This window comes from Roseibium aquae (assembly GCF_008711285.1).
Lineage (GTDB): Bacteria > Pseudomonadota > Alphaproteobacteria > Rhizobiales > Stappiaceae > Roseibium > Roseibium aquae.
Genome location: NZ_VXDC01000001.1, coordinates 738,950 through 759,941 on the forward strand (window position 1 = coordinate 738,950; position 20,992 = coordinate 759,941).

16 protein-coding genes are annotated in these 20,992 nt (G+C 61.0%); 9 read left to right on the plus strand and 7 right to left on the minus strand.

Features of this window, described 5'->3' with window-relative positions; genetic code table 11:
- The first annotated feature begins 133 nt into the window (after positions 1-133).
- The 4 genes from F0184_RS03255 (at position 134) to F0184_RS03270 (ending at position 4,785) form a co-directional block, all read left to right on the plus strand.
- Entirely contained in the window at positions 134-1,279 is a 1,146-nt protein-coding gene (locus F0184_RS03255) for an MlaE family ABC transporter permease (RefSeq protein WP_188656264.1), read from the plus strand.
- An 8-nt stretch (positions 1,280-1,287) separates the two neighbouring features.
- Entirely contained in the window at positions 1,288-2,097 is an 810-nt protein-coding gene (locus F0184_RS03260; RefSeq protein ID WP_150494388.1) for an ABC transporter ATP-binding protein, read from the plus strand.
- Between the two features lie 11 nt (positions 2,098-2,108).
- Complete coding sequence (locus tag F0184_RS03265; RefSeq protein WP_150494390.1) at positions 2,109-4,103, plus strand: MlaD family protein; 1,995 nt, start codon at positions 2,109-2,111, stop codon at positions 4,101-4,103.
- A gap of 76 nt (positions 4,104-4,179) precedes the next feature.
- Positions 4,180-4,785: an ABC-type transport auxiliary lipoprotein family protein gene (locus F0184_RS03270; protein ID WP_150494392.1), complete on the plus strand. Its 606-nt coding sequence runs from the start codon at positions 4,180-4,182 to the stop codon at positions 4,783-4,785.
- Between the two features lie 64 nt (positions 4,786-4,849).
- On the opposite strand, the gene F0184_RS03275 is transcribed toward F0184_RS03270, so the two are convergent.
- The 3 genes from F0184_RS03275 to F0184_RS03285 are packed head-to-tail and all read right to left on the minus strand — an operon-like array spanning position 4,850 to position 7,697.
- Positions 4,850-6,157, minus strand: a complete 1,308-nt coding sequence (locus F0184_RS03275; protein WP_150494395.1) for a TRAP transporter large permease — start codon at positions 6,155-6,157, stop codon at positions 4,850-4,852.
- The gene (locus F0184_RS03280; RefSeq protein WP_150494397.1) at positions 6,150-6,665 is read right to left on the minus strand and encodes a TRAP transporter small permease; all 516 of its coding nucleotides are present in this window, start codon (positions 6,663-6,665) and stop codon (positions 6,150-6,152) included. Before F0184_RS03280 ends, F0184_RS03275 begins: the two co-directional genes overlap by 8 nt.
- Complete coding sequence (locus tag F0184_RS03285) at positions 6,666-7,697, minus strand: TRAP transporter substrate-binding protein (RefSeq protein WP_150494399.1); 1,032 nt, start codon at positions 7,695-7,697, stop codon at positions 6,666-6,668.
- A gap of 128 nt (positions 7,698-7,825) precedes the next feature.
- Here F0184_RS03285 and F0184_RS03290 point away from each other — a divergent pair, with 128 nt between their 5' ends.
- Entirely contained in the window at positions 7,826-8,344 is a 519-nt protein-coding gene (locus F0184_RS03290; RefSeq protein ID WP_150494401.1) for a MarR family winged helix-turn-helix transcriptional regulator, read from the plus strand.
- A 19-nt stretch (positions 8,345-8,363) separates the two neighbouring features.
- Here the strand turns inward: F0184_RS03290 and F0184_RS03295 are convergent, their stop codons facing one another.
- Together F0184_RS03295 and F0184_RS03300 are read right to left on the minus strand one after the other, a co-directional pair.
- A complete protein-coding gene (locus tag F0184_RS03295) occupies positions 8,364-9,365 on the minus strand; it encodes a DMT family transporter (protein WP_150494403.1) in 1,002 nt (333 codons plus the stop codon).
- A gap of 198 nt (positions 9,366-9,563) precedes the next feature.
- Positions 9,564-15,176, minus strand: coding sequence for an apolipoprotein A-IV repeat region-like domain-containing protein (locus F0184_RS03300; protein WP_150494405.1), 5,613 nt, complete (start codon positions 15,174-15,176; stop codon positions 9,564-9,566).
- Between the two features lie 864 nt (positions 15,177-16,040).
- On the opposite strand from F0184_RS03300, the gene F0184_RS03305 reads away from it, so the two are divergent.
- Positions 16,041-16,400 carry an Hpt domain-containing protein gene (locus tag F0184_RS03305; RefSeq protein ID WP_150494408.1) on the plus strand — a complete coding sequence of 120 codons (360 nt, stop codon included), beginning with the start codon at positions 16,041-16,043 and terminating at the stop codon, positions 16,398-16,400.
- Between the two features lie 200 nt (positions 16,401-16,600).
- Positions 16,601-16,921 (plus strand): 2Fe-2S iron-sulfur cluster-binding protein, encoded by a 321-nt coding sequence (locus F0184_RS03310; protein ID WP_150494410.1) that lies wholly within the window; start codon positions 16,601-16,603, stop codon positions 16,919-16,921.
- A 112-nt stretch (positions 16,922-17,033) separates the two neighbouring features.
- Here the strand turns inward: F0184_RS03310 and F0184_RS03315 are convergent, their stop codons facing one another.
- Positions 17,034-18,260, minus strand: a complete 1,227-nt coding sequence (locus F0184_RS03315) for an MFS transporter (RefSeq protein WP_150494412.1) — start codon at positions 18,258-18,260, stop codon at positions 17,034-17,036.
- Between the two features lie 114 nt (positions 18,261-18,374).
- Here F0184_RS03315 and F0184_RS03320 point away from each other — a divergent pair, with 114 nt between their 5' ends.
- Together F0184_RS03320 and F0184_RS03325 are read left to right on the plus strand one after the other, a co-directional pair.
- Entirely contained in the window at positions 18,375-19,163 is a 789-nt protein-coding gene (locus tag F0184_RS03320; RefSeq protein WP_150494414.1) for an AraC family transcriptional regulator, read from the plus strand.
- Positions 19,164-19,235: 72 nt separating this feature from the next.
- Positions 19,236-19,664 (plus strand): universal stress protein, encoded by a 429-nt coding sequence (locus tag F0184_RS03325; RefSeq protein WP_150494416.1) that lies wholly within the window; start codon positions 19,236-19,238, stop codon positions 19,662-19,664.
- A gap of 43 nt (positions 19,665-19,707) precedes the next feature.
- Here F0184_RS03325 and F0184_RS03330 read toward each other — a convergent pair whose 3' ends face one another.
- Positions 19,708-20,886 (minus strand): vWA domain-containing protein, encoded by a 1,179-nt coding sequence (locus F0184_RS03330; RefSeq protein ID WP_150494418.1) that lies wholly within the window; start codon positions 20,884-20,886, stop codon positions 19,708-19,710.
- Between the last annotated feature and the right edge of the window lie 106 nt (positions 20,887-20,992).

The following is a 20,992-nucleotide window of genomic DNA, read 5'->3' on the forward strand; positions in this document are numbered from 1 at the left end:
GAACGCTTTCCTTGAGAACGCGGGTCCCTGAGAGCGCCGGTCCTTGAGAACACTGGTGGGCGTCTAGACGACCGGCTGCGCAGTCAGGTATACGGGTGGTTGGTTTGAAGCGGCAAGAGGGCGGGCCATAGACTTGGCTTTTCTAGAGAAAAATACGCCTCCGGCATTCCGGATCGATGCCCGGTCGCCCGACCATCAGATTTTGTGTTTGAGCGGTGATTGGACGGTGAGCACTTTGGCGGCTGCCGAAAAGCTCGTCAACACAATCAAGCTGGACCGGAAATTGACCAGCGTGCAGGTCGACGACATCGGCATGCTCGACACCAGCGGTGCCTGGCTTGTCCACCGGTTGCGTGCCGCGCTTGAATTTGAAGGGCAAAGGGTAGACATCGTCGGCGCCGATGCCGAGCGGGAAAGCCTTTTCAGCCAGATCGAACAGCATCACCCGCCACGGTGGCGGCCGGAAACGACCTCGTTTTCGATCCTGGGGTTTCTGGAGCTCACCGGACGGCAGGTTGTCGAGGTCGGCAAAGACTCCCTTCGCATGCTGCATATCCTCGGCTCGCTTGGAGCCGTTCTTTCGACCGTTTTGCTCCATCCCAAAAGGTTGCGCGGCATCGCCATCGCGGTCCAATTCGACAAGACCTGCATCGGAGCCGTGCCGATCGTGGCCTTGATGAGCTTTCTGATCGGCGCGATCATTTCCCAGCAGGGCGGGTTCTATCTGCGCCAGTTCGGGGCGGATATCTTCGTGGTGGATCTCGCCGGCATCCTTGTTTTGCGTGAAATCGGGGTGATCCTGACCGCGATCATGGTGGCGGGACGATCGGGGTCGGCCTTTACCGCGGAACTTGGGGCCATGCGGATGCAGGAGGAGGTGGACGCGCTTCAGGTGATCGGTCTCAATGTCACCGAGGTTCTGGTGCTCCCGAGGATTGTGGCATTGATGATCGCGCTGCCGATCCTGACCTTTATCGCCAACCTTTCGGCGCTGTTCGGGGCGGGCCTGACAACATGGGCCTATCTCGACATTCCCCCCGCGGCCTATCTCAATCAGCTGCAGGCGGCCATCACGCTGGAAACCCTTTTGGTGGGTATCGTGAAGGCGCCGTTCATGGCGCTGATCATCGGCGTTATCGCTTGTGTCGAGGGGCTCAAGGTGGGCGGGTCGGCCGAATCCCTCGGCCATCACACGACGATGTCGGTTGTGAAAGCCATTTTTCTCGTTATCGTTGTCGATGGCTTGTTCGCTATCTTTTTCGCCGCAATCGGAATCTGATCCCGCCCATGCATGCTGCCGAAATTACAGATCCGCCTGCAGGGCCTCCCGAGGAGGCGGAGCCGGGTGACATCATCTTGTCCGCCAGGGGGATTACGGTCGGTTTCGGTTCGAAAATCATCCTGAAAGACCTCGACCTGGACATCCGGCAGGGTGAAATCCTTGGCTTCGTTGGGGGTTCCGGGACGGGTAAATCGGTGCTGATGCGGGCAATTCTGGGTCTGGTTCCGCGGCGGGCGGGCCGTATCAACGTGTTCGGCTACGATCTTGAAACCGCGACCGCCGCGCAACGGCAGTCGATCGAACGCCGATGGGGGGTGCTGTTTCAGCAGGGCGCCCTGTTCTCATCGCTCACCGTCAGGCAAAACATTCAGCTTCCGATGCGGGAACATTTGAAGCTGTCGCAAAAATTGATGGATGAACTCGCCTCTCTCAAGCTCGAGCTGGTCGGTCTTCCGCAGGACGCGGGGCACAAGTATCCCTCTGAATTATCAGGCGGTATGATCAAACGGGCCAGCTTGGCCCGGGCCCTTGCGCTCGATCCGGATTTGGTGTTTCTGGATGAGCCGACATCCGGGTTGGATCCGATTGGGGCTGCGGCATTCGACATGCTCACCGAGAGTTTGAGCCGCACCTTGGGTCTTACCGTCTATATGGTCACCCATGATCTGGACAGTCTGCATTCGATCTGTGACCGTATCGCGGTCCTCGGGCAAAAGAAGGTTCTCGCGATCGGCTCAATCGACGACATGATGAGCAACGACGATCCGTGGATCAAATCCTATTTCCGCGGCGAACGCGCCTTGCGGCGGACTTGAAGGCATTTTTAATGGAAACCCGGGCCAACTACATCGTGATCGGCGCCTTCGTGATGGCCACGCTCCTGGCCGCTTTCGGGTTTGTCTACTGGCTGGCCGTGACTGCGGAAAGCCGCGAAAATGTCTTCATGAAGATCGTTTTCCCCGCGCCCGTCACCGGTTTGCCCGTCGGTGGGCAGGTGCTGTTCAACGGGATCCGGATCGGCGATGTGAGTTCGCTCGACTTCGATCCTTCGGATCCGACCAAGGTCATCGCCACGGTTCGTGTCCGCCCTTCGGCACCGCTCCGTTCGGATACCAAAGCCACCTTGAATTTTACCGGCCTGACGGGTGTCGCCTATGTCGATTTGAATGGGGGAAGCCTCGATGCGCCGCTTCTCCTGGCGAACGCGAATGGGGAAACGCCGGTCATTTACGCAGAGCGGTCGTTGTTCGACGACTTGACCGACGGTACGCGCGATGTGCTGCAGAAGGCCGATGGAACGTTGACCCAACTGGAGGCCCTGCTGCAGGAAAACAGGCCGGTGGTTGCGCGCACGCTCGGCAATGTCGAAACCTTTTCCGAGGCGCTGGCCGCGAACACTGATGGTGTGTCCCAATTCATGGACAGCATTGCATCCGCGTCTGACGCCTTCACAAGCCTATCCGGGCGGATGGAGACCCTGGTCGAGCAGGGCGAGCGCCTGCTGGCTTCGGTTCCTGCCGATGAGGTAACGTCAATCGTGAACGACTTCGCCCGGTTCTCCGAGACTTTGGGAGATGCCAGCGGCGACATCGAACTGCTGCTGACCGATGCGCGCCAGGCCGCGCAAAATCTGGAAGGGTTTACCCAGAACCTCAATGCGGGTGTTGAAGATGCCCGCCGGATCATCAACGCGGTGAATCCTGACGACGTGCGCCGGGTTGCCGAGGGTGCCGGCGCGCTCGGGGATGTCCTGAAGGCGCGTTCAGGTGAACTGGACCGCCTCGTGTCGTCTTCTGCCCAGACTATGGAAAATGTCGCCGAAATCTCGGACAGTCTGGCCGGACAGCGCGAGACACTGGCTCAGGTGATCGAGCGCGGGCGGGATGTGATGGTCAAGGCTGATCAGGCCATGGATCGCGGATTGGAAATTGTCGCGTCCGTGCAGCCTGACCTGGTCTCCCGGATCATTGCCTCCACAAATACCTTTGCCGAAAACCTGAACACCTCCCTGGGGCAGGTGGATGCGATCATTGCCGGGGTCGACCCGGAGCGCGTGCGCCAAGCGGTGACCGATGCATCTGCGGTGCTGGACAACATCCGCAACCGTGAAGGCGAGATCAACGAGATCATTGCGTCAACGACCGCCTCGATGCAAAACATTGAAGTAATCACGGCAACCGTCCGCGACAAGGAAGACGAGGCGATTGAATTGGTCGCCGATTTGAGACGGGCCGCCACGCAATTCACCGAAACGCTGGCCAGCGCGAATTCGGTGATTTCGGCGATCGACCCAACTCAGGTGGCCAGCATCGTCGGATCGGTCGAGAGCGTCACCGGAGGGCTTGCCGGTCAGCGCCAGAGCATCGACGAGATCATTCTGTCCGCTCGGTCTGCCGCGCAAAACGTGGAGCGCATGACTGCCGATATCTCCAAACGCACACCCGATGTGGACCAGATCATCACGGATGCCCAGCAACTGACGGCGAACCTCAATGCGACGTCCGTCCGAATTCAGGGTATCGTCGACAATGTCGGAACGATGGTTGATGCGGACGGCGAAGGCTTCATCATGGAGGCGACGGCGGCGGCTGCTGCCATCCGGAAAGTGGCGGAGGCCTTCGAATCGCGGGCCGGCACCATCGCTGACGGCCTGGCGAAATTCTCCAATCAGGGGGCGTCTGACTTCTCGGCGGCGATGGCCCAGGTCAATCGGACACTTGTTGCAATCCAACGGGCCGTCGAGAGTTTCGACCGCAATCCGCAACGGGTCATTTTCGGCGGTGAGGAAGTTCCAACTTATACCGGCGGGCGACGCAGGTGAGACACGACAACAACGCGATCGGGCTGTCCCGCTGGGGGCGGCCGGAAAACGGCTCATGAGACGGGGCAGACGAACAATGACACGGCATTCCGGCGATACCGGCCGGCGGCACTTTCTCGCGCTGGTGGGCGGATCGCTCCTTCTCAGCGCTTGCAGCAGCTCCGGGCCGGTGGCGCTCTATGGTCTGTCAGCGGCGGCCGATCCGGGTGCGCCGGGGCGCCGCAGCAGCGCGCAGGTGCTTGTCACCCGCCCGCGGGCGCTCAAGGCCCTTGACACGGAATATATCGCGGTTGCCGAGCCCGGTCCGATCTACAGCTACTTTCCCAATGTGGCATGGGCAGATTCACTGCCGAGCGTCGTTCAGTCCAAGATCGTTGAAACGTTGCAAAACACCAACCGTCTTCGCGGAGTTGGCATGCCGGGTGACGGTCTGCTGATCGATTATCAACTGCAGACCGAGCTAAGGGCGTTTGAACTGCGCGTGGGGGGATCCAGCCGCGCCCTGGTCGAAATCGCGGCCAAACTGGTCAACGATCGCAATGGCCGGACCGTGGCAAGCCGCGTTTTCCGGGTCGAAAGTTCTGCGGGGACAACTGACCCTGACCGGGCGGTTGCCGCCTTGAACCGTTCGGCGGATCAGGTTTTCAGCCAGATCGCCGAATGGACCCTTCAGAGCATTTGACAGGGCAGAGGGATTGAAGACGCTGCAGGCCGGGTTTCCCCGGCCTTTCTTTTCACGGCGTCCTTCACAAGAGCATCAGCGATAGGCCCGGGACCGCGATCAAGATCCCCAGCCGGAGGATATCGGCTGCCCAGAAGGGGAAGATGCCGAGAAACATCGTCTTCAAGGGCACATCCGGAAGAACGGAGCGCAGAACGAAGACATTCAGGCCGATGGGCGGTGAAATTAGGCTGATTTCGGTCACCACCACCACGATGATCCCGAACCAGATCACGACCATTTCCGGGTCGGACAGGATCCCCGTGCCAAAATCCAGAGATGTGACTAACGGAAAGAAGATCGGGACTGTTAGCAGGATCATGGACAGGCTTTCCAGAACCGCCCCGAGCAGAATGTAGATCAACACAAGCATGAGCATCACCATGTAGGGGCTCAACTCCAGCGACGTTACCCACTCGAGGATCGCGTCGGGCAGGCCGGCGAAGCTCACGAAATTCGAGAACACCTCCGCGCCGATGATGATCGCGAAGATCATCGCGGTCGTGCGGGCGCAATTCACCGCGGCGGAGAAGAGACGGCCCCAGGTCAGGCCGCCCGAAAACAGGGCGATCAGAAATGCCGTCCCGGCGCCGATGCCCGCCGCCTCCGTCGGGGTGAAAAACCCGCCATAGATCCCGACCATAATGACCAGGAATAGCCCGAAGACCGCCAGAACGCCCCAAAAGTCCCTGCGGCTGAGCGTTGGGATCTCATTGCCCTCCGGCGCCAGCTCCGGCTTCAGGCGGACGGCGACGAAGACGGCCCCCATGTAGAACAGCACGCCGATCAGGCCGGGGATGATACCGGCGATGAAAAGCTTGCCGATATCGGCCTCGGTGATCAGTCCGTAGATGATCAGGATCACACTGGGCGGGATGAGGATGCCCAACGTTCCGCCGGCTGCGATGGATCCGGTGGCCAGACTGTCGGCGTATCCGGCCTTTCGCATGGAGGGCATCGCCACCTTGGACATGGTGGCCGCAGTTGCCAAAGAGGAGCCGCAAACAGCGCTGAAGCCCCCACAGGCAACGACAGTCGCCATGGCAAGGCCGCCGCGCAACCGGTAAAGCGCGGCATTGGCAGCCGAGAACAGGGATTGGCTGACACCTGAGATCGTGAGGAGGTTTCCCATGAAGATGAACATGGGGATCACGGACAGGGTGAAGGACAGGCCGGTGTCGAATGCCGTTCCGCCGAGCAGGTTTAACGCCGCGCTCCAATTGCGCAGCACAGCGAACCCGACGGTTCCAACGAGGATCATGGCAATGGCGACGGGAACCCTGACGAGCACCAGCGCGAAGAGGGCGGCAAAACCGAGAAGGGCTTCAATCACGGGAGCGGTCCAAAGCGTTTGGGATATGGCGGGGCAGATAGATCACGACCGCGCTCAAGAGACAGGAAGCTGCGCCGAGGAACCCGATCAGGTAGAGCGGGATTTCCAGCGAGTCGGTTACTTGACCGAAGCGTTGAAGCCGGAGCGCGTGATGCCAAATCTGATAGGCGATCACGGCAAAGACGATGCTGGTCACACCGACCGAGGCGAAAAGGGTCAAAAGCCGGAAACCCCGGTTTGCGATCCCGTCCAGCAATTCGACCTCGATGTGCTCGCGGGCCTGAGTGGTCAAGGGCAGCGCCATGAAGATCAGGGTCGCGAGCAGGAGTTCTGTCAGTTCATAAGCCCCGGACAGGGGGCTGTTGAACAGGTACCGGGCCACCACGTCCACGCAGATCATTCCGATCAATGCAAACAACACCACGAGGCAGGCCAGACCCAGCACTTTGCTCAGTCCGAGCCAGATCAGACCGATCCGGCTCGGACGTTTTGGTGAGGTGGACGCCATTTAGTAGGCAACGCCAGTCTTCGCGCGCATTTCAGCCAGTGCCGCGGCGCCGTCGAAACCGCTTTGGGCGACGGCCTCGGCCCATTCAGCTTCCTTTTTCGCTGCGATCGCCTTGATCGCCTCGGTCACGGCGGCCGGAGCCTGATACACTTCGATGTCCGTCTCGGCGATGAAGGCAGCGCCGGCTTCGTCCGATGCGTCCCAAGCCTTGCCCGCCATTTCGGCGAAGGCCGCCCCCGAAACCTTCTCGATCGCCGCCTTGTCCGCATCGGACAGGCCGTCCCAAACCCCTTCGTTCATCACGAGGAACCAGGAAGTGTTGTAGATACCGCCCGGGATTTCCATTGAGTACTTCAGGTGGTCGGTCAAATTGAAGGCCTTGAGCGCTTCCACCGGAAAGGTCACCCCGTCGATGACGCCGCGAGAGAGTTTTTCATAGACTTCCCCCGGTCCCATGAACTGCGTTGTGACGCCGAGTTCTTGCGCGAGGTCTGCGATATAGCCGCCCGGGGTCCGGATTTTCAGACCGGCGAAATCCTCCGGGGTCTCAATCTTGCGCAGATTGTTGTTGAACAGGCCAGGACCGTGAACGAACAGACCCAAAAGCTTGGTGCCTTGATGCTCGGCCTGCGCGTCCAGCGTGCCGCCATAGACTTCCCAGTAGGCCTTGGAGGCTTCGGTGGCCGTATCGCCGATGAAGGAGAATTGGCCGATGCGCGAACGCAGGAACCGGTCGTCCTTGGTGAAAGAGTGCAGACCGTATGTGATGTCGGCGATGCCATCGGCGGCCAGATCGTAGTGGGCGGGCGGCGGTCCGAGCGGCTTGGGCAGGATGCGAACCGTGACACGGCCATCGGTCGCCTCGGCGACCTGCTCGGCCCAGGGCTCCATCACATTTGTCACGATTGCGTGTTTGGGGGGCAGCCATGACGACAGAACAAGTTCGGTCGCAGAAGCTGCGCCAGCGGTCAGTGATGCTGCGGTGAAAGCGACAAGGCTTGCAAGTCCGCTCAGGCGGGTCTTGGACAACATGGTTGCGAATCCTCCCTCGATCCGTGATGCTTTGCGCGGGGCTGGGCCATCCAGGCTCTTGCAGCCCGCGTGACAGCACTTTAGTTTCAAATGAAACTAAGTCAACCGTAAACCGGATCGTACGGCCCATGACAGCAGATACACTTCCTCCAGGATCCCGGCCGCTTTCGGACGAAATCGCGGAGGGAACGCCGATCGATCAGGGGCAAGCGGATCAGCTGTTCAACCTTCAGTCGTTTTTCCCGTATCTGGTGCGGGTCTTTTATTCCGACGTGACCAGCGCGCTTGCGTCCATCTATACCCAGGATCATGGTTTGACCCCGTCAGAATGGCGCACCATGGCGATCCTGGGGGAACACGGGCGGATGCCGGCGACCGAAATTGTCGAGCGGTCCAGTATGGACAAGGTGTCCGTCAGCCGTTCGGTGAAGAAGATGCACGACCGGGGGCTCCTGGAGAAAGCCGATCATGCGCAAGACGGCCGCAGCTCCCTGTTGTTCCTGTCGGCGGCCGGACGGGCGGCTTATCGGGACATCGTTCCCAAGGTGCTCGCCGTTGAACAGAAAATGCTCACCGGCATATCCGAAGAGGAGTTCCGCATGTTTTTGAGTGTCATGCGGAAGGTGCGGGACAACCTGAAGGATTGACCCGGGTCCGGAGGCCTTTTCAAGCGGAAGGATCCGCTTCCTGGGGCCGGCGCGGATGGCCCATGTCCGGACCGTCGCCTCCCGCTGGAGCAAGCGGCTGGGGGCCGGCATCGAACCGGGGGGCGGTGGTCTTGAGTACAGGATTGCGGGCCGACACATTGAGGCGGCTTTCCCGCCAGACGACGAAAACGCCCGAGGCTATGATAACGGCGGAGCCGATGGCCACGAAGATATCGGGCTGTTCGGCGAAGAAGACCGCCCCAAAAAGGGTGGCCCAAAGGATCTGGCTGTATTGTGCGGGCGCGATCACCGCGGCGGGAGCGGATCGGTATCCGAAAATCATGCAGTATTGCGCCGCCACGGACAGGAAACCGACGGCTGCCATGACGGCCAGATCGGCCAGCGCGACGGGCTTGTAAACCACGGGAAGGGTAAACGCCATGGCGCCCATGGCAACCAGCAGCGGATAGAGGATCAGCACGGCGGACCGTTCCTGGCCACCGATCTTCCGAACGACGATTGAGGCAAGCGCACTGGCGCAGGCTGCGGTCAGGGCCGCCAGATGGCCCAATGTGATTTCCGTGAGCCCTGGCCTCAGAACGATCAAAACGCCGCAAAGACCGAAGATTACCGCCGCCCATCTTTGCCCCCGCACCACTTCCCCGAGAAAGGGAACGGAAAAGGCCGTGATCAGCAAGGGGGCGGAGAACAGCAGAGCATAGACTTCGGCAAGCGGCAGGGCGGTAAAGGCATAAAACGCGCTGGCCATGGCGATGATGCTCAAACCGGCCCGGGCCAGGACGAGCCGCGGATGGCGCGGCAACAGGTTCGCCTCGGCCCGATCGAACAGCATGATGGTAGCCATGGGAACGAAGGCAAACAGCATTGCGAAGAAGATGATCTGGAAGACCGAATAGCTCTCCCCCAGCGCCTTGATCATCGCGTCATGGGTTGCGTAGAGGGCAAAGCCGACAAGGGCGATTCCCAGGCCGCGCAAGGGGGAAGGGGCGGGATGGATCATGATCTGAAAACGCGAAAAGAGGTTGCGATTGCACTCGACCCACCATCGGCGCTCATCGGTATCCGGTCAAGGCGGCCTGGCAGGGGGCAACGGTGGTGCCGGGTGGTTTTCCCAAGCCGACAGTGACTTTTGAAAAGCACCAAGAAAAAAGGACGCCTTCCGGCGCCCTTCAATCATTGTGTCATGTGCCCCGGATCGTCAGTCCAGACGACCGCTCGCATGGGCCAGCATGGTGTAGACCTTGCCGGTATCCGACGTCAGGTAGGTCTGACCCAGCATGTTGTCCCGGTCGTTGCGGGAAACCTGGGACAAGAGTTGCTCGAAATCTGCAACGTAGCGTTCGACCGCCGACCGGAACTCCGGATCGCGGGCATATTTTTGACGAATGTCGTCAAAGGTCTGCTGCCCCTGTAGCGTGTAGAGGCGGCGGGTGAACACATGACGCTCTCCGCGGCGGTAACGCTCCCAAAGATCCACGAAGGTTTCATGGTCAATGGCGCGGGCGATATCGACGGACATGGAATTCAGGCTGTCCATGGACTGAAGCGGGCTGGCATCCTGGTTTCCGGTCCGGTCGTCGTCGCGGGACGCGCGGCGCAGGAGGTCGGAGACCCACCCCTTGCCGGAACTGCCCGGCTGCTGGTCGGCGGAAGGTGCCTGACGGCGCAGCGGTTCGGCCGGACGCGGCGCGGCTTGCGGACGCGCCCCGGTCGGAGCCGGACGTGGAGCGCTCTGCGGTGCCGTAGGGGCATAGTCCGCCGGGGCAGCCAAGCTTGCGGCGACAGGAGCGGGCGCCGAAGCCACGGCGGCGCGTTCCTGGGGCCGGGAGATATCCAGAGCGTTGGACTGCTTGGCAACGATATCCGAAAGTTCGGTCAGGGCGCGGATCTGTTCGTTGACAACCTTGCGCAGGGCCGAACTGGTTTCTTCGGCTTCCTCCGGCAGGTTCAAGACCCCCTGCTTGAGCTCGTTCCGGGTCGCTTCCAACTCCCTGTGGACGTCTCTGGCAACATCGCGCATGCGGGTGGCCGCATCGTTGAACCGCTCCGAGGCTTCGCTGACCGTGCGGGTCATTTCGGACATGATATCGTCCTGCGCCGATCGGATCGCTTCGCGGGCCTTCTGACCTTCCATGCCGGCGGTCAGACGCATGCTCTCGAACTGCTCGGTCACCTGCTTTGTCGCGGCTTCCGCAGCGGCGCTGAGCATGCTCGCCGCTTCGCGTGCCTTGTCGTCGGCTGTTTCCAGCGTTTCGGACAAGGTCGTCGTGAAGGACCGCATCAGCGTATCGACGGCTTCGGTCTTGGCCAGCAGGGTCTCGGCGACCTGTTCGATGGCCGTCTTGCGCTCGGCGACACGGCCCTCGACGCTTCTGTTGGTCTCTTCCAGATGCCGGGCGGCATTGGACAGTTCGACCGCGTTGTCCTGGAAGCGGTGCGTCAGGTCGCGCACATCGCTCAATGTTGTTTCGGTTACCGTCCGCAGTGCGTCGACCTGTTCGCTGATCGCCGTGGTTGTCTGGGTCGTGTCGGTCACGGCCCGGTCGACGGCGCTCCGGAACTCGCCGGCGCGGCGGCCGAGATTGACCTCCACTTCGGCCAGGTTGGTGCCCGCAGCGGTCACGATCTCCTGCAGATTGGCGTTCGAGGTCTCGAGCTTGTCGAGGATCGCGCTGATGTCTGCCTCCAGCCGCTGCTTTGTGTCGACCAGAAGCGTCGCGGCCCGCTCGCTGCGGTCCTCCAGGCTGGCCACCAGACGGGCGCTGGCGCTGTCCATGACCGACGCGGCCCGCTCGCTGCGTTCGTTGAGCGTCGCGGAGATCCGGTCGCCGGCTTCCACCAGCGAACGGGTTGCCTCCAGGCCGTTCTGCGCGAATTGCTCCGAAACTTCGCGGCCCTTGACGCTGATCGCGTCGAGAATGGCGGCGTGGACATCGCCGACACGGGTGGTCAGGTCGCTGGCGCGCTCCTCGATGGCCTTGATCAGCGCGTTGCCGTCTGTGCCCACGATCCGGGCCAATTCCCCCGAACGGGCCCCAAAGGCTTCGTTCAGGCTGTTCGCCCGCTCCAAAAGCTCATCGGCAACCGCCTTGCCACGGCCTGCCAGCGTCTCGGCGGCTTCCTTCACCGCGTTGTTGACACGTGCCTGAACGATGTCGGCCTCACCGGACATCTGACCGCGAATTTCCTGAAGCGTCTTGCCAAGCGTGGCGCGGGCCTGTTCGCTTTCCGCGGCCAGGCTTCCGGCGATCTCGGCAATGGTGCGGGACAGGTCGTCCCGGACCTTGGCGCTTTCCCCGGTGAGCGACCCCGAAAACTCGGCCAGTGTGCCGACATAAAGGGCCCGGGCCTTTTCGCTTTCGGCTGCCATGGTGCGGGCGGCATCGGTGATCGCGGACAGCACCAGCTCGCGGATCCGCTGGCTTTCGCTGGACATGCTGCCGGTGGCATCCGTCATTGCCGTCGTGACGGCCAGGGCCGCCTTCTGGCTCTCGCTGGTCAGTGCGCCGCGGGCCTCGCCCACCGTTCCCAGCACGATCTGGCGCATACGTTCGCTTTCGCCCGACAGCTTGTCGCTGGCTTCACCCAGGGCGCCAGAGACCATGTCAACGGACCTGACGCTCTCCGCGCTGAGTTTATCGACGGCTTCGGCAACCGCTCCAAGCACCATGTCGCGCATGCGCGTGCTTTCAGTGGACAAGGTGGTTCCGGCCTCGCCGATCACGCTTGTCAGCGTGTCGCGGGCCTTCTCGCTCTCGCTCGTCAGCTTGCCGGAAATGCTTTCCAGACGTTCGTTCAGAACGGTTTCAAGCTGGCTGGCGCGGGTGTCGAGCGTTTCCGCCACCTCAAAGACCTTCGCGCCGAGGGAGACGTTGATCTCGGCGATCCGTTCGGACAAGGACTCGGTCAGTTCCTCGCTTTGCTTGGCCAGCACGCTGCCGGCTTCCGCGAGGCGGTTGTCGAGGGCAGAGGTCATCTCGTCCTGACCGTCGACAAATGCCTTGGCGATTTCACGGGTCCGGGTGATCAGCGTTTCGCTGATCTGGCGGGCGCGCGCATCAAGGGTTTCGTCGATCCGGTCTGTGCCGCTGGTCATGGTCGCGGCCAGATGATCGGCCTTTTCCGCCATTGCCCCGGCGGCAATGTCCACCCGGTCGGACAGGTTCTTGCCGATCTCCTCGGCCCGTTCGGCGAGCGTGTTGCCGGCAGCCTCGACCCGCTGGCCTAGCTGAACGGTGATCGCATCCGAACGGTCTGCAAGGATATCGGTGATGTTGCGGGTCTTTTCCTCGAGCGCGTCGGAAATCCCGATGGTGCGCTGCTCGATCGCGTCGGACAGGATCTGCGTCCGGCTTTCAAGAGCCGCCTCGAAGTTGGCGGTGCGTTGATCGAGCGTGAGGTCCAGGGTGGTGATGTGGCTGCCGAGTGAGGAATCCATCGTGGCGATGCGCTCGCTCATGGTGAGATCCATGGCTTCCGTGCGCGCGGTCAGCGTGGTGTCGATCACATTGAGTTGCTCGCCCAGTTTGGCATCCAGCGACCCGATATGAATACCCAGAGCGCCGTCCAGATCCGAGATCCGATCGCTTAGCGTGGCATTGAGCAGTTCGGTGCGGTGGCCCAAAGAGGCATCCATGGATTCAATGCGCGCGGCAAAGCTCGTGTCCAGTGTGGTCAAGCGGCTGTCCAGCGACTCCGCCAACAGAAGTGTCTTGGTGTCGAAGGCCTGAAGCAGATTGCCGCCCTTGCCGGTGACGATTTCGTCCAGTTCGCTCAACCGGAGCGACAGACCGTCTTCCAGCGCCTTGCCACGAACGTCGAGAGTTTCGCTGATGCGGTCGCCCGCCGTATTGATCTCGCCAGCCAGACGTTCACCGCGGCTGCCGATGAGCGCGGCCAACTGGGTCCCCGTCTCCGCCAGCGTGTTCGTGAACTGGGTGGTGTGCGCATCCAGGTTTTCGGTGAGGGTGGTCGACACACCTTCGAGTGTTTCGCGGAATGTGACGTTCTGCTGTTCGAGCATCGCCGCCATTTCCTGGCCGCGTGTGGCCAGACGATCGTCCAGTTCGGCGCCGTTCACCGTGATGGCGGAATAGATACGTTCCGAAATCGTGTCGAATTTCTCGGCCAGTTCTCCGCCGCGAACCGTAATCGTTTCAGTCAGCGTGCCGGCGGTTTCGTCCAGCTTGGAGGCGATTTCTCCGCCGCGCAGCGAGAGATCGACCACGATCGATTCCCCGGTTCCGCGCAGGATTTCTGCCACTTCGGTCGTGCGATCGGAGAGTGTTTCGACAATTTCCGCGCCCTTGACGGAAATGGTGTTCGTCACCTCCTGGCCGCGTTCGGAAATGCTGTCCACCACCCGGTCTCCGGTGGCCGCCAAGGAGGCGTCCAGATTGGTCACGCGGGTCTCGACGGTGGCCACCAAGTCCTCGGTGCGGGTTGTGATCGTGTCGATCAGGCGTCCCGATGTCAGCGACAGGTTGGCGTTGATCTCTTCGCCGCGCAGCGTGATGGTCTCGCCGACGGAGCTGCCGGTTTGCTCGAGCGCCAGGCGGAATTCCTCGGTCTTCTGGTTGAGGGTGTCCACCACCTGACCGGTGCTGCTGGTGAGCGTCTCGTTGATGCTGTTGCCCCGTGTCGTGAGGGTTTCGACGAACCGGTCCGCCGTTTCGGCGAAGCGCTCGTTGACCTCGGTGCCGCGGCTGGACAGGGTTTCCCACATCTGCGTGCCGGTCTTGGCCAGATTGTCGACCAAATCGTTGCCGGTGCTCGTCAAGCGGCCGACATAGTCGTCGGCCCTGCTTGTCAGGGCGTCGACCAACTCGTTGCCGGAGGCTGTCAGCGAATTCGCGAGGACGTCGATGCGTTCATCAACGGTCGATGTCAGTTCGCTCACGCGGGCACTGACGGCATCGACCATGCGTTCTGTGGCGGAATCGACGGAATTGCCGATCTGAGCTGAAGTTTCTGTCAGTTCGGCAGCAAACCGTTCGTGGGCGCCCGAGATCGTCTCCCGAACCCGGTCCGCATTGTTGATGATCGCTTCCCGCTGGCTGACCAGTTCCTCGATCAGGGCCCGGATCTTGAGTTCGTTGTCGTTGTAGGAGCGTTCCAGAGACGACACCTCGTTGTGGACCAGAACCTCAAGTTCGCTCGCGCGCGCGATGGCCCGTTCGATCCCGTCGCCCATGGCCGCGACCTCCCGGCGGATCGCCTGGCCCACGCTGAGGATGGATTCCTTCGCCATGTCCTCCGGTTCGGCAAGGCGCAACGCCACTTCGGTCATGCCACGGGCGACAATGCGCATTTCCTGCGCGCGCCAGATCATCATGGCCATGACCCAGAAGAAAATGATCGGGACGATAATGCCGATCCCGGCCAGAATCAGTTCGGGCGACTGGGGCAAAGCCCCGGTTTCCATGACCGTCGTGACGCGGTCGCCGAACCAGGTCATGGTCATGCTGGCGCCGAGGCCGGCCCACAGAACGCTCAAGACCAGCGCACCCCAGAAGGGTGCGGCTGAAGGCCGGCGCTGGAGCGCGTAGATCAAGGCCCCGATGTTCCGCCGGTCGTCATTTGCCGCAGGCGGGCGTCCGCCGCGGCCCCGTTTCCGGCTTGGGCGTCCCTCGTCCTGACCCGGTGTGTCGGGGGAGGCGGAAATGTCCGGGCTGGCTACAGCCGCTTGCGTGCCGGCCGCGGCGGCCGTTGGGCTGATGCTGTCGGGGCCGCCGAAGTCAAGCTTCAGCGCTTCCTCGACCGCAGAAAGTGCTGCTTCCGCTGGATCTTTCACCTTCGGGGATTTTGCCATTTTTGGATCGCCTCACATCCATACTCATTACACGCCAGCCCACTCCAATATCGGAGCCTAGACCGGATGCGCCTGAATTCAGTGCCGTTTCGAACCAGGATATTTGCTGCCCTTGTCCTGTTCGCCCGGAATACCGTTCAAGTGTGGCGGGCTGCCGCCGCCGACTGACCCGTAACCCGTTGTCACGCAGTCGCCCCCACCATGCCGCATCGATTAACCTAATGGCACACTCTCTCCTAATGAACAAGAAACGCAAGCCATGCCGGGACCCTAGAGGGGACGGTTCGGGCGGTGATTTAAGACCACGCGGGCACCATCGGCGCGCTCGTGGAAGGCTGCCAAGGGGCTGCAAAAGGCCGGGCAAGCGGTCTGCTTTCGAGTGAAAAGCGGACGGATGGCGGGTGATTTCAACCGTCACCAGCGACCGCATTTTGCCACGAACGGACGGGCGCTTTTGGCCCGGGATGCGCTCGCCCCAATCGTAAGGGCATCGACAGAGCCTTGGTTTTCCAACCCTATTGAGCCTGGTTGGACCGGATGCAAACCTGTCAAACCGCGGGCGGCCGCCCGCCGTTCAAGTGAAAAAAACAAAGATCGTTAACGGCGGCTGGCGTGCCGCCGGGCTCGGGTGTGACTGCAAACCACGGTTCGGAAACAGCTTTCTCGAAAAGCGAGAATTTTAATGGTTATCTTCTGTTAACCATTTTTGAAAGTTTTTGGGGACATCGGCGCATTGCCGCGTCCTGCCGCGGTTTCAATAGCGGCCTTAACCTCGTGTTCGCGACTCCCGCGCAAGGATGGTGTTCTTGAGTGACTTTCCGGGGTGCCGGCAGATGTGCGGCCTCGTTGACAAGGACAATTACCATGGCCCAGGCAAAACGTGCTGTTTCCGTTGCCGCTAAGCAGGCCGCTCCGCCCGTTGATCTCGTGCAATTGGCGACGAGCACCATGGGCAACAGGGACCTCGAACTGCAAATCCTCCAGATGTTCCGCACCCAGTCGAGGGACATGCTCGCCAGGCTGTCCCGCGAAAGCGATCCGGGCGCGCGGAAGGATCTCGCCCATACTCTGAAAGGGTCGGCGCGGGCCCTGGGGGCGGCCGGTGTGGCCAGCGCCTGTCAGTCGATCGAGGATGCCTTGAACCGGGGAGAAGAGCCTCCGCTGGCCGCTTTGGCGCAGGCCGTTGATGAGGCAACAGTCTATATCGACAGTCTTGTTTCCTAGACTGCCTTGGGCCCGACCCCCTTCCCGGGAAAGCCGGTTCCCACTGATCGCGCATACATCTCCCGGGCCCACCCGTTTCCATGCCGGTTTGCGCTCTGGAACTACAGCCAGACCCGGCAGGGTTCTTGACCTTTCCGGCTGAGCCTTTATGTCGGGCGGGAACCTGCCTTTTTGTCTCTAGCTCTGGTCGGACGCGGATCATGCCAAAAATCATTTATCAAACCCACGATGGTGGTCGCACGGAAGTGGAGGCGGCCGAAGGGTCGACCGTCATGGAAAACGCCATCAAGAACATGGTTCCCGGCATCGAGGCCGAATGTGGTGGCGCCTGCGCTTGCGCGACATGCCATGTTTATGTCGACGACGCCTGGGCAGCGAAAACCGGCCAGCCGGAGGCGATGGAAGAGGACATGCTGGATTTCGCCTATGACGTGAAACCGACATCGCGCCTGTCCTGCCAGATCAAGGTCACGGCGGAACTGGATGGCCTCGTGGTCCACGTGCCGGAACGTCAGGCCTAATCCGGCCCGCCGCTAAGGAATGACATCGCGGTCTTGGGACCGGCGTCCGGTTTGGGCGCCGGCCTCTCTCGGGGATCGGCACGCAATTTGCGTATGCGGGCTCCGGTCAAACTCACTCGGCGGCCTGGGCGGCCGGGCGGCGGAACCAGAGATCCACTTCTTTGCCCTCGGCAGGATCGCTAGGGATCAAGGACGACAGAATCAGGCTGACCCCGGCCATGGCCGCACCCGCCAGAAACACGGCCGCCGGAGACACCAGCCAGACCGCTCCGAAAATCACCGGGATGAAGACGGCTGCAATGTGGTTGATGGTGAAGGCCACACCTGCGGTCGGCGCGATATCGGCCGGATCCGAGATCTTCTGGAAATAGGTCTTGATCGCGATGGCGATCGCGAAGAACGCATGGTCGATGACATATAGTGCCGCCGCCAGCGTGGCGTTGTCCACGAACGCGTAGCAGACGAAGACACCGATCAATCCGATATACTCGACGATCAGCGCCTTGCGTTCGCCGAACCGGACGATGAGACTGCCGATCTTCGGCGCAAGAAGCATGTTGAACGCGCCGTTTATGAAGAACAGCGCGGCCACTTCGTGGACGTCATACCCGAATTTTTCGACCATCAGAAATCCGGCGAAAACCGTGAATATCTGGCGCCGGGCACCTGCCATGAACGTGAGCGCATAGTAGAGCCAATAGCGCTTTCTCAAGATCAGCTTCTTGTGCTGAACCACGCCTTCGCTGAAGCGCGGATAGGTCATGATCAGGAAGGCCAGCACAATCAGCGTCATGCCGCCGGCGATGGCGAACACGGTCGTGAACGTCAGGTCGAACATCTTCCAGGCGATGAAGATCAACCCGTAGGCGATGAGCTGGGCAAACGCCCCGACCGCGATGATCTTGCCCATGCTGGCAGCCGCCGTTTGTTTCGGCAGCCACTGAAGGGAAAGGGATTGCGCCATCGTTTCGTAATAGTGGAAGCCGATCGACATGATCAGCGTCGTGACATAGAAGCCGAGGGCCGTGGGGAAATAGCCTGTCACCGCAACACCGATCCCCAAAAGAAGCAGCGAGAGATAGGCCAGGGTCTGCTCGCGCATCAGCAGCAGCAAATAGATCGCCAGAAAACTCAAAAAACCGGGAATTTCCCGAATAGACTGCTGAATGCCGATTTCCTGGCCTGTGAAACTTAGCTCCTGAACGGCGAAATTGTTCATCAGGTTCCACCAGGCCGCGAAGGAAAGCTGCATCGCGCCGGCCATGATCATCAGGAGCACTGCGGGAGACCGCCAGCCGGTCGCCTTGGTCGGGTCAATGCTTTGCGTGAAGTAGGTCATGGCGGTCCGTTCGCGTTCGTGACGGTATGAGCGACCAATACCGCCGTCTGATCCTTGCGTGTTAGCGTTGTTTTGTCATGTTATATCGCCAACTCGCCAAACCGGAGCGCTGCCATGGGTGTTCATCCTGATCTGTTTCATCCTCCGCCCGACATGTTGCCGGGAGATGTGGTTGGCTTCGCCAAGCGCCAGCAGAAAGGCACTTTCAACAAGATCCACGCCCACCTGTGCGGCCAGTTGTTTCATGTGATTGCCGGCACGGCCGCGGTGGAAACGGAATTCGGAACCTTTTTCGTGCCACCGGAAAGGGCCCTTTGGATTCCTGCCGGAGTTCAGCACCATGGGCGGTATCTGTCCGATACCGAAATCCGGTTTTTGTATATTGATCGATTGGCCGCGCCCTTTCTTCCCGACCGTCCCGTGGTCGTTCAGGTGACAGCCCTATTGCGCGAGTTGATCCTCGAGTTCATGACCTATGCGCGCTCACAGACCCAAGATGGTCCCGCGGCCCGGATCGCCGGGGTCATTCTGGATCAGTTGAAGCAGTTGCCCGCCGCCCCTCTTCAACTCCCCATGCCGAGGGAGAAGAAACTCCGGTCCATTTGCGATGCGATCGTGTCCTGTCCTGCTGACATGCCTTCGCTGGCCGAAGCCGCCAGCCGCTGCGCATTGTCGACGCGATCGTTCGAACGGCGGATCAAGGCGGAAACGGGAATGAGCTATCGGACCTGGACAACCCAGGTGAAGCTGTTTCGGGCGCTGGAACTTCTGGCGAGCGGCCGCTCGGTGTCCGAAGTCGCCTTTAAGCTGGGCTATGAAGGGCCGAGCGCCTTTGTGGCCACATTCAAGAAGTCTTTCGGGATCACGCCGGGGCGGTATTTCACCGATCGGCCGTCTGTTTGATCTGGCTCATGGTGAGGCGGGTCCGCAATTGGCAAGCCTTTCACCAGAGACCATTTCTTTGGGGAGTTTCAGATGTTTTCGAAAATCATGGTTCCGATTGACCCCGCCGAGCCCGCGTTTTCGCAGGAGGCCTTGTCCAAGGCGGCCCAGTTGGCCAGGGACTATGCGGGAAAGCTGCATCTGGTTGCGATATGCGCGGAAGTTCAGCGCTTCGTCGCGAGCCAGCTGCCGGAAGGGTTTCAGGACAAGGAAATCACGGAAACCCGGGGAATGCTCAACCGACTGGCCGAGAGTCTTGATCTTCCGGCCGGGGATGTGTCGACCGAAGTGCGGGTTGGGCCGGTGGACAATGAAGTCCTCGATGCCGCCAAGCAAAATGGCGCAGATCTTATCGTGATGGCCTCGCATAAGCCGGGCCTGTCGACCTATTTCGTCGGCTCCCACGGTGCTCATGTCGTCCGGCACGCGCCCTGTTCCGTGATGGTCTTGCGCGAGACCTAAGCGAAGTCTCTTGTCTTCGCCAGCAAGCGCTTGTTCGCTCGTCTCACGAGCGAACAAGCTGCTTCATGGCCGCCGTCAGTCCTTCCACCGTCATCGGGAACATGCGGCCCGACATCAGTTCCCGGATCATCTGGATGGAATGGGTATAGCCCCAGTGTTCCTCGCGCACCGGGTTCAGCCAAACGACATTGTCATATTGCAGGGTGATGCGTTGCAGCCAGGTGCTGCCAGGTTCGTCGTTCCAGTGTTCGACCGAGCCCCCCGCATAGGCGATCTCGTAGGGGCTCATGGAGGCGTCGCCGACGAAAATGATCTTGTAGTCGGCCGGGTATTTGTGGAGCACGTCAAAGGTATCCAGGCGCTGTGAATGCCGCCGCCGGTTCTCTTTCCACACGGTCTCATATAGGCAGTTGTGGAAGTAGAAGTGTTCCATCACCTTGAATTCCGTTCGGGCGGCTGAAAACAGCTCCTCGCAGACACGGATGTGATCATCCATGGATCCGCCGATGTCGAAAAACAACAGCACCTTCACCGCGTTGTGCCGTTCCGGCCGCATCTTGATGTCCAGCAGCCCCTTGTGAGCGGTGGCGCGGATCGTGTTGTCGAGATCAAGCTCGTCCGCGGCTCCCGTTCGGGCGAAATGGCGCAGCCTTTTGAGGGCAACCTGGATGTTGCGCGTTCCCAGCAGCTGCGTGTCATCGAGGTCCTTGAACTCGCGTTTGTCCCAGACCTTGACCGCCCGCCGGTGCCGGCTTTCCTTCTGGCCGATACGTACCCCTTCCGGGTTGTACCCGTAGGCGCCGAAAGGCGATGTGCCAGCGGTTCCGATCCACTTGTTCCCGCCCTGGTGCCGTTTTTCCTGTTCCTTGAGACGCTCTTTCAACGTCTCCATCAGTTTTTCGAACCCCCCGAGAGCCTCGATCTGGGCCTTCTCTTCCTCGGTCAGGTGTTTTTCGGCCAGTTTACGCAACCACTCTTCCGGGATCTCCGCCGCAGGCGCATCGCTGAGAAGATCGAGCCCCTTGAACACATGGCCGAACACCCGGTCGAATTTGTCCAGATTGCTTTCGTCCTTCACCAGCGTGACGCGGGACAGATAGTAGAAGTCTTCGACCCGCCGCCCGGCGAGGTCCTTTTCCAAGGCTTCCATGAGCGCCAGGTACTCCCGCAAGGAGACCGGAAGGCCGGCGTCTTTGAGCGCGGTGAAGAATGTTATGAACATGGCGGAAAGGTAGCGATCTGCCGGGTCCGTGTCGAGAGGCCGCGGCCGGCGGTGCTGGAAAAGCCGGTGTCTTGTCAACCGTCTGGAAAGGGCTTTCGGGCAGCCT

Coding starts and splice junctions, on each gene's coding strand:
- F0184_RS03260 (WP_150494388.1), top strand. CDS start 1,288: ATGCATGCTGCCGAAATTACAGATCCGCCTGCAGGGCCTCCCGAGGAG.
- F0184_RS03265 (WP_150494390.1), top strand. CDS start 2,109: ATGGAAACCCGGGCCAACTACATCGTGATCGGCGCCTTCGTGATGGCC.
- F0184_RS03270 (WP_150494392.1), top strand. CDS start 4,180: ATGACACGGCATTCCGGCGATACCGGCCGGCGGCACTTTCTCGCGCTG.
- F0184_RS03280 (WP_150494397.1), bottom strand. CDS start 6,665: ATGGCGTCCACCTCACCAAAACGTCCGAGCCGGATCGGTCTGATCTGG.
- F0184_RS03285 (WP_150494399.1), bottom strand. CDS start 7,697: ATGTTGTCCAAGACCCGCCTGAGCGGACTTGCAAGCCTTGTCGCTTTC.
- F0184_RS03290 (WP_150494401.1), top strand. CDS start 7,826: ATGACAGCAGATACACTTCCTCCAGGATCCCGGCCGCTTTCGGACGAA.
- F0184_RS03295 (WP_150494403.1), bottom strand. CDS start 9,365: ATGATCCATCCCGCCCCTTCCCCCTTGCGCGGCCTGGGAATCGCCCTT.
- F0184_RS03300 (WP_150494405.1), bottom strand. CDS start 15,176: ATGGCAAAATCCCCGAAGGTGAAAGATCCAGCGGAAGCAGCACTTTCT.
- F0184_RS03305 (WP_150494408.1), top strand. CDS start 16,041: ATGGCCCAGGCAAAACGTGCTGTTTCCGTTGCCGCTAAGCAGGCCGCT.
- F0184_RS03310 (WP_150494410.1), top strand. CDS start 16,601: ATGCCAAAAATCATTTATCAAACCCACGATGGTGGTCGCACGGAAGTG.
- F0184_RS03315 (WP_150494412.1), bottom strand. CDS start 18,260: ATGACCTACTTCACGCAAAGCATTGACCCGACCAAGGCGACCGGCTGG.
- F0184_RS03320 (WP_150494414.1), top strand. CDS start 18,375: ATGGGTGTTCATCCTGATCTGTTTCATCCTCCGCCCGACATGTTGCCG.
- F0184_RS03325 (WP_150494416.1), top strand. CDS start 19,236: ATGTTTTCGAAAATCATGGTTCCGATTGACCCCGCCGAGCCCGCGTTT.
- F0184_RS03330 (WP_150494418.1), bottom strand. CDS start 20,886: ATGTTCATAACATTCTTCACCGCGCTCAAAGACGCCGGCCTTCCGGTC.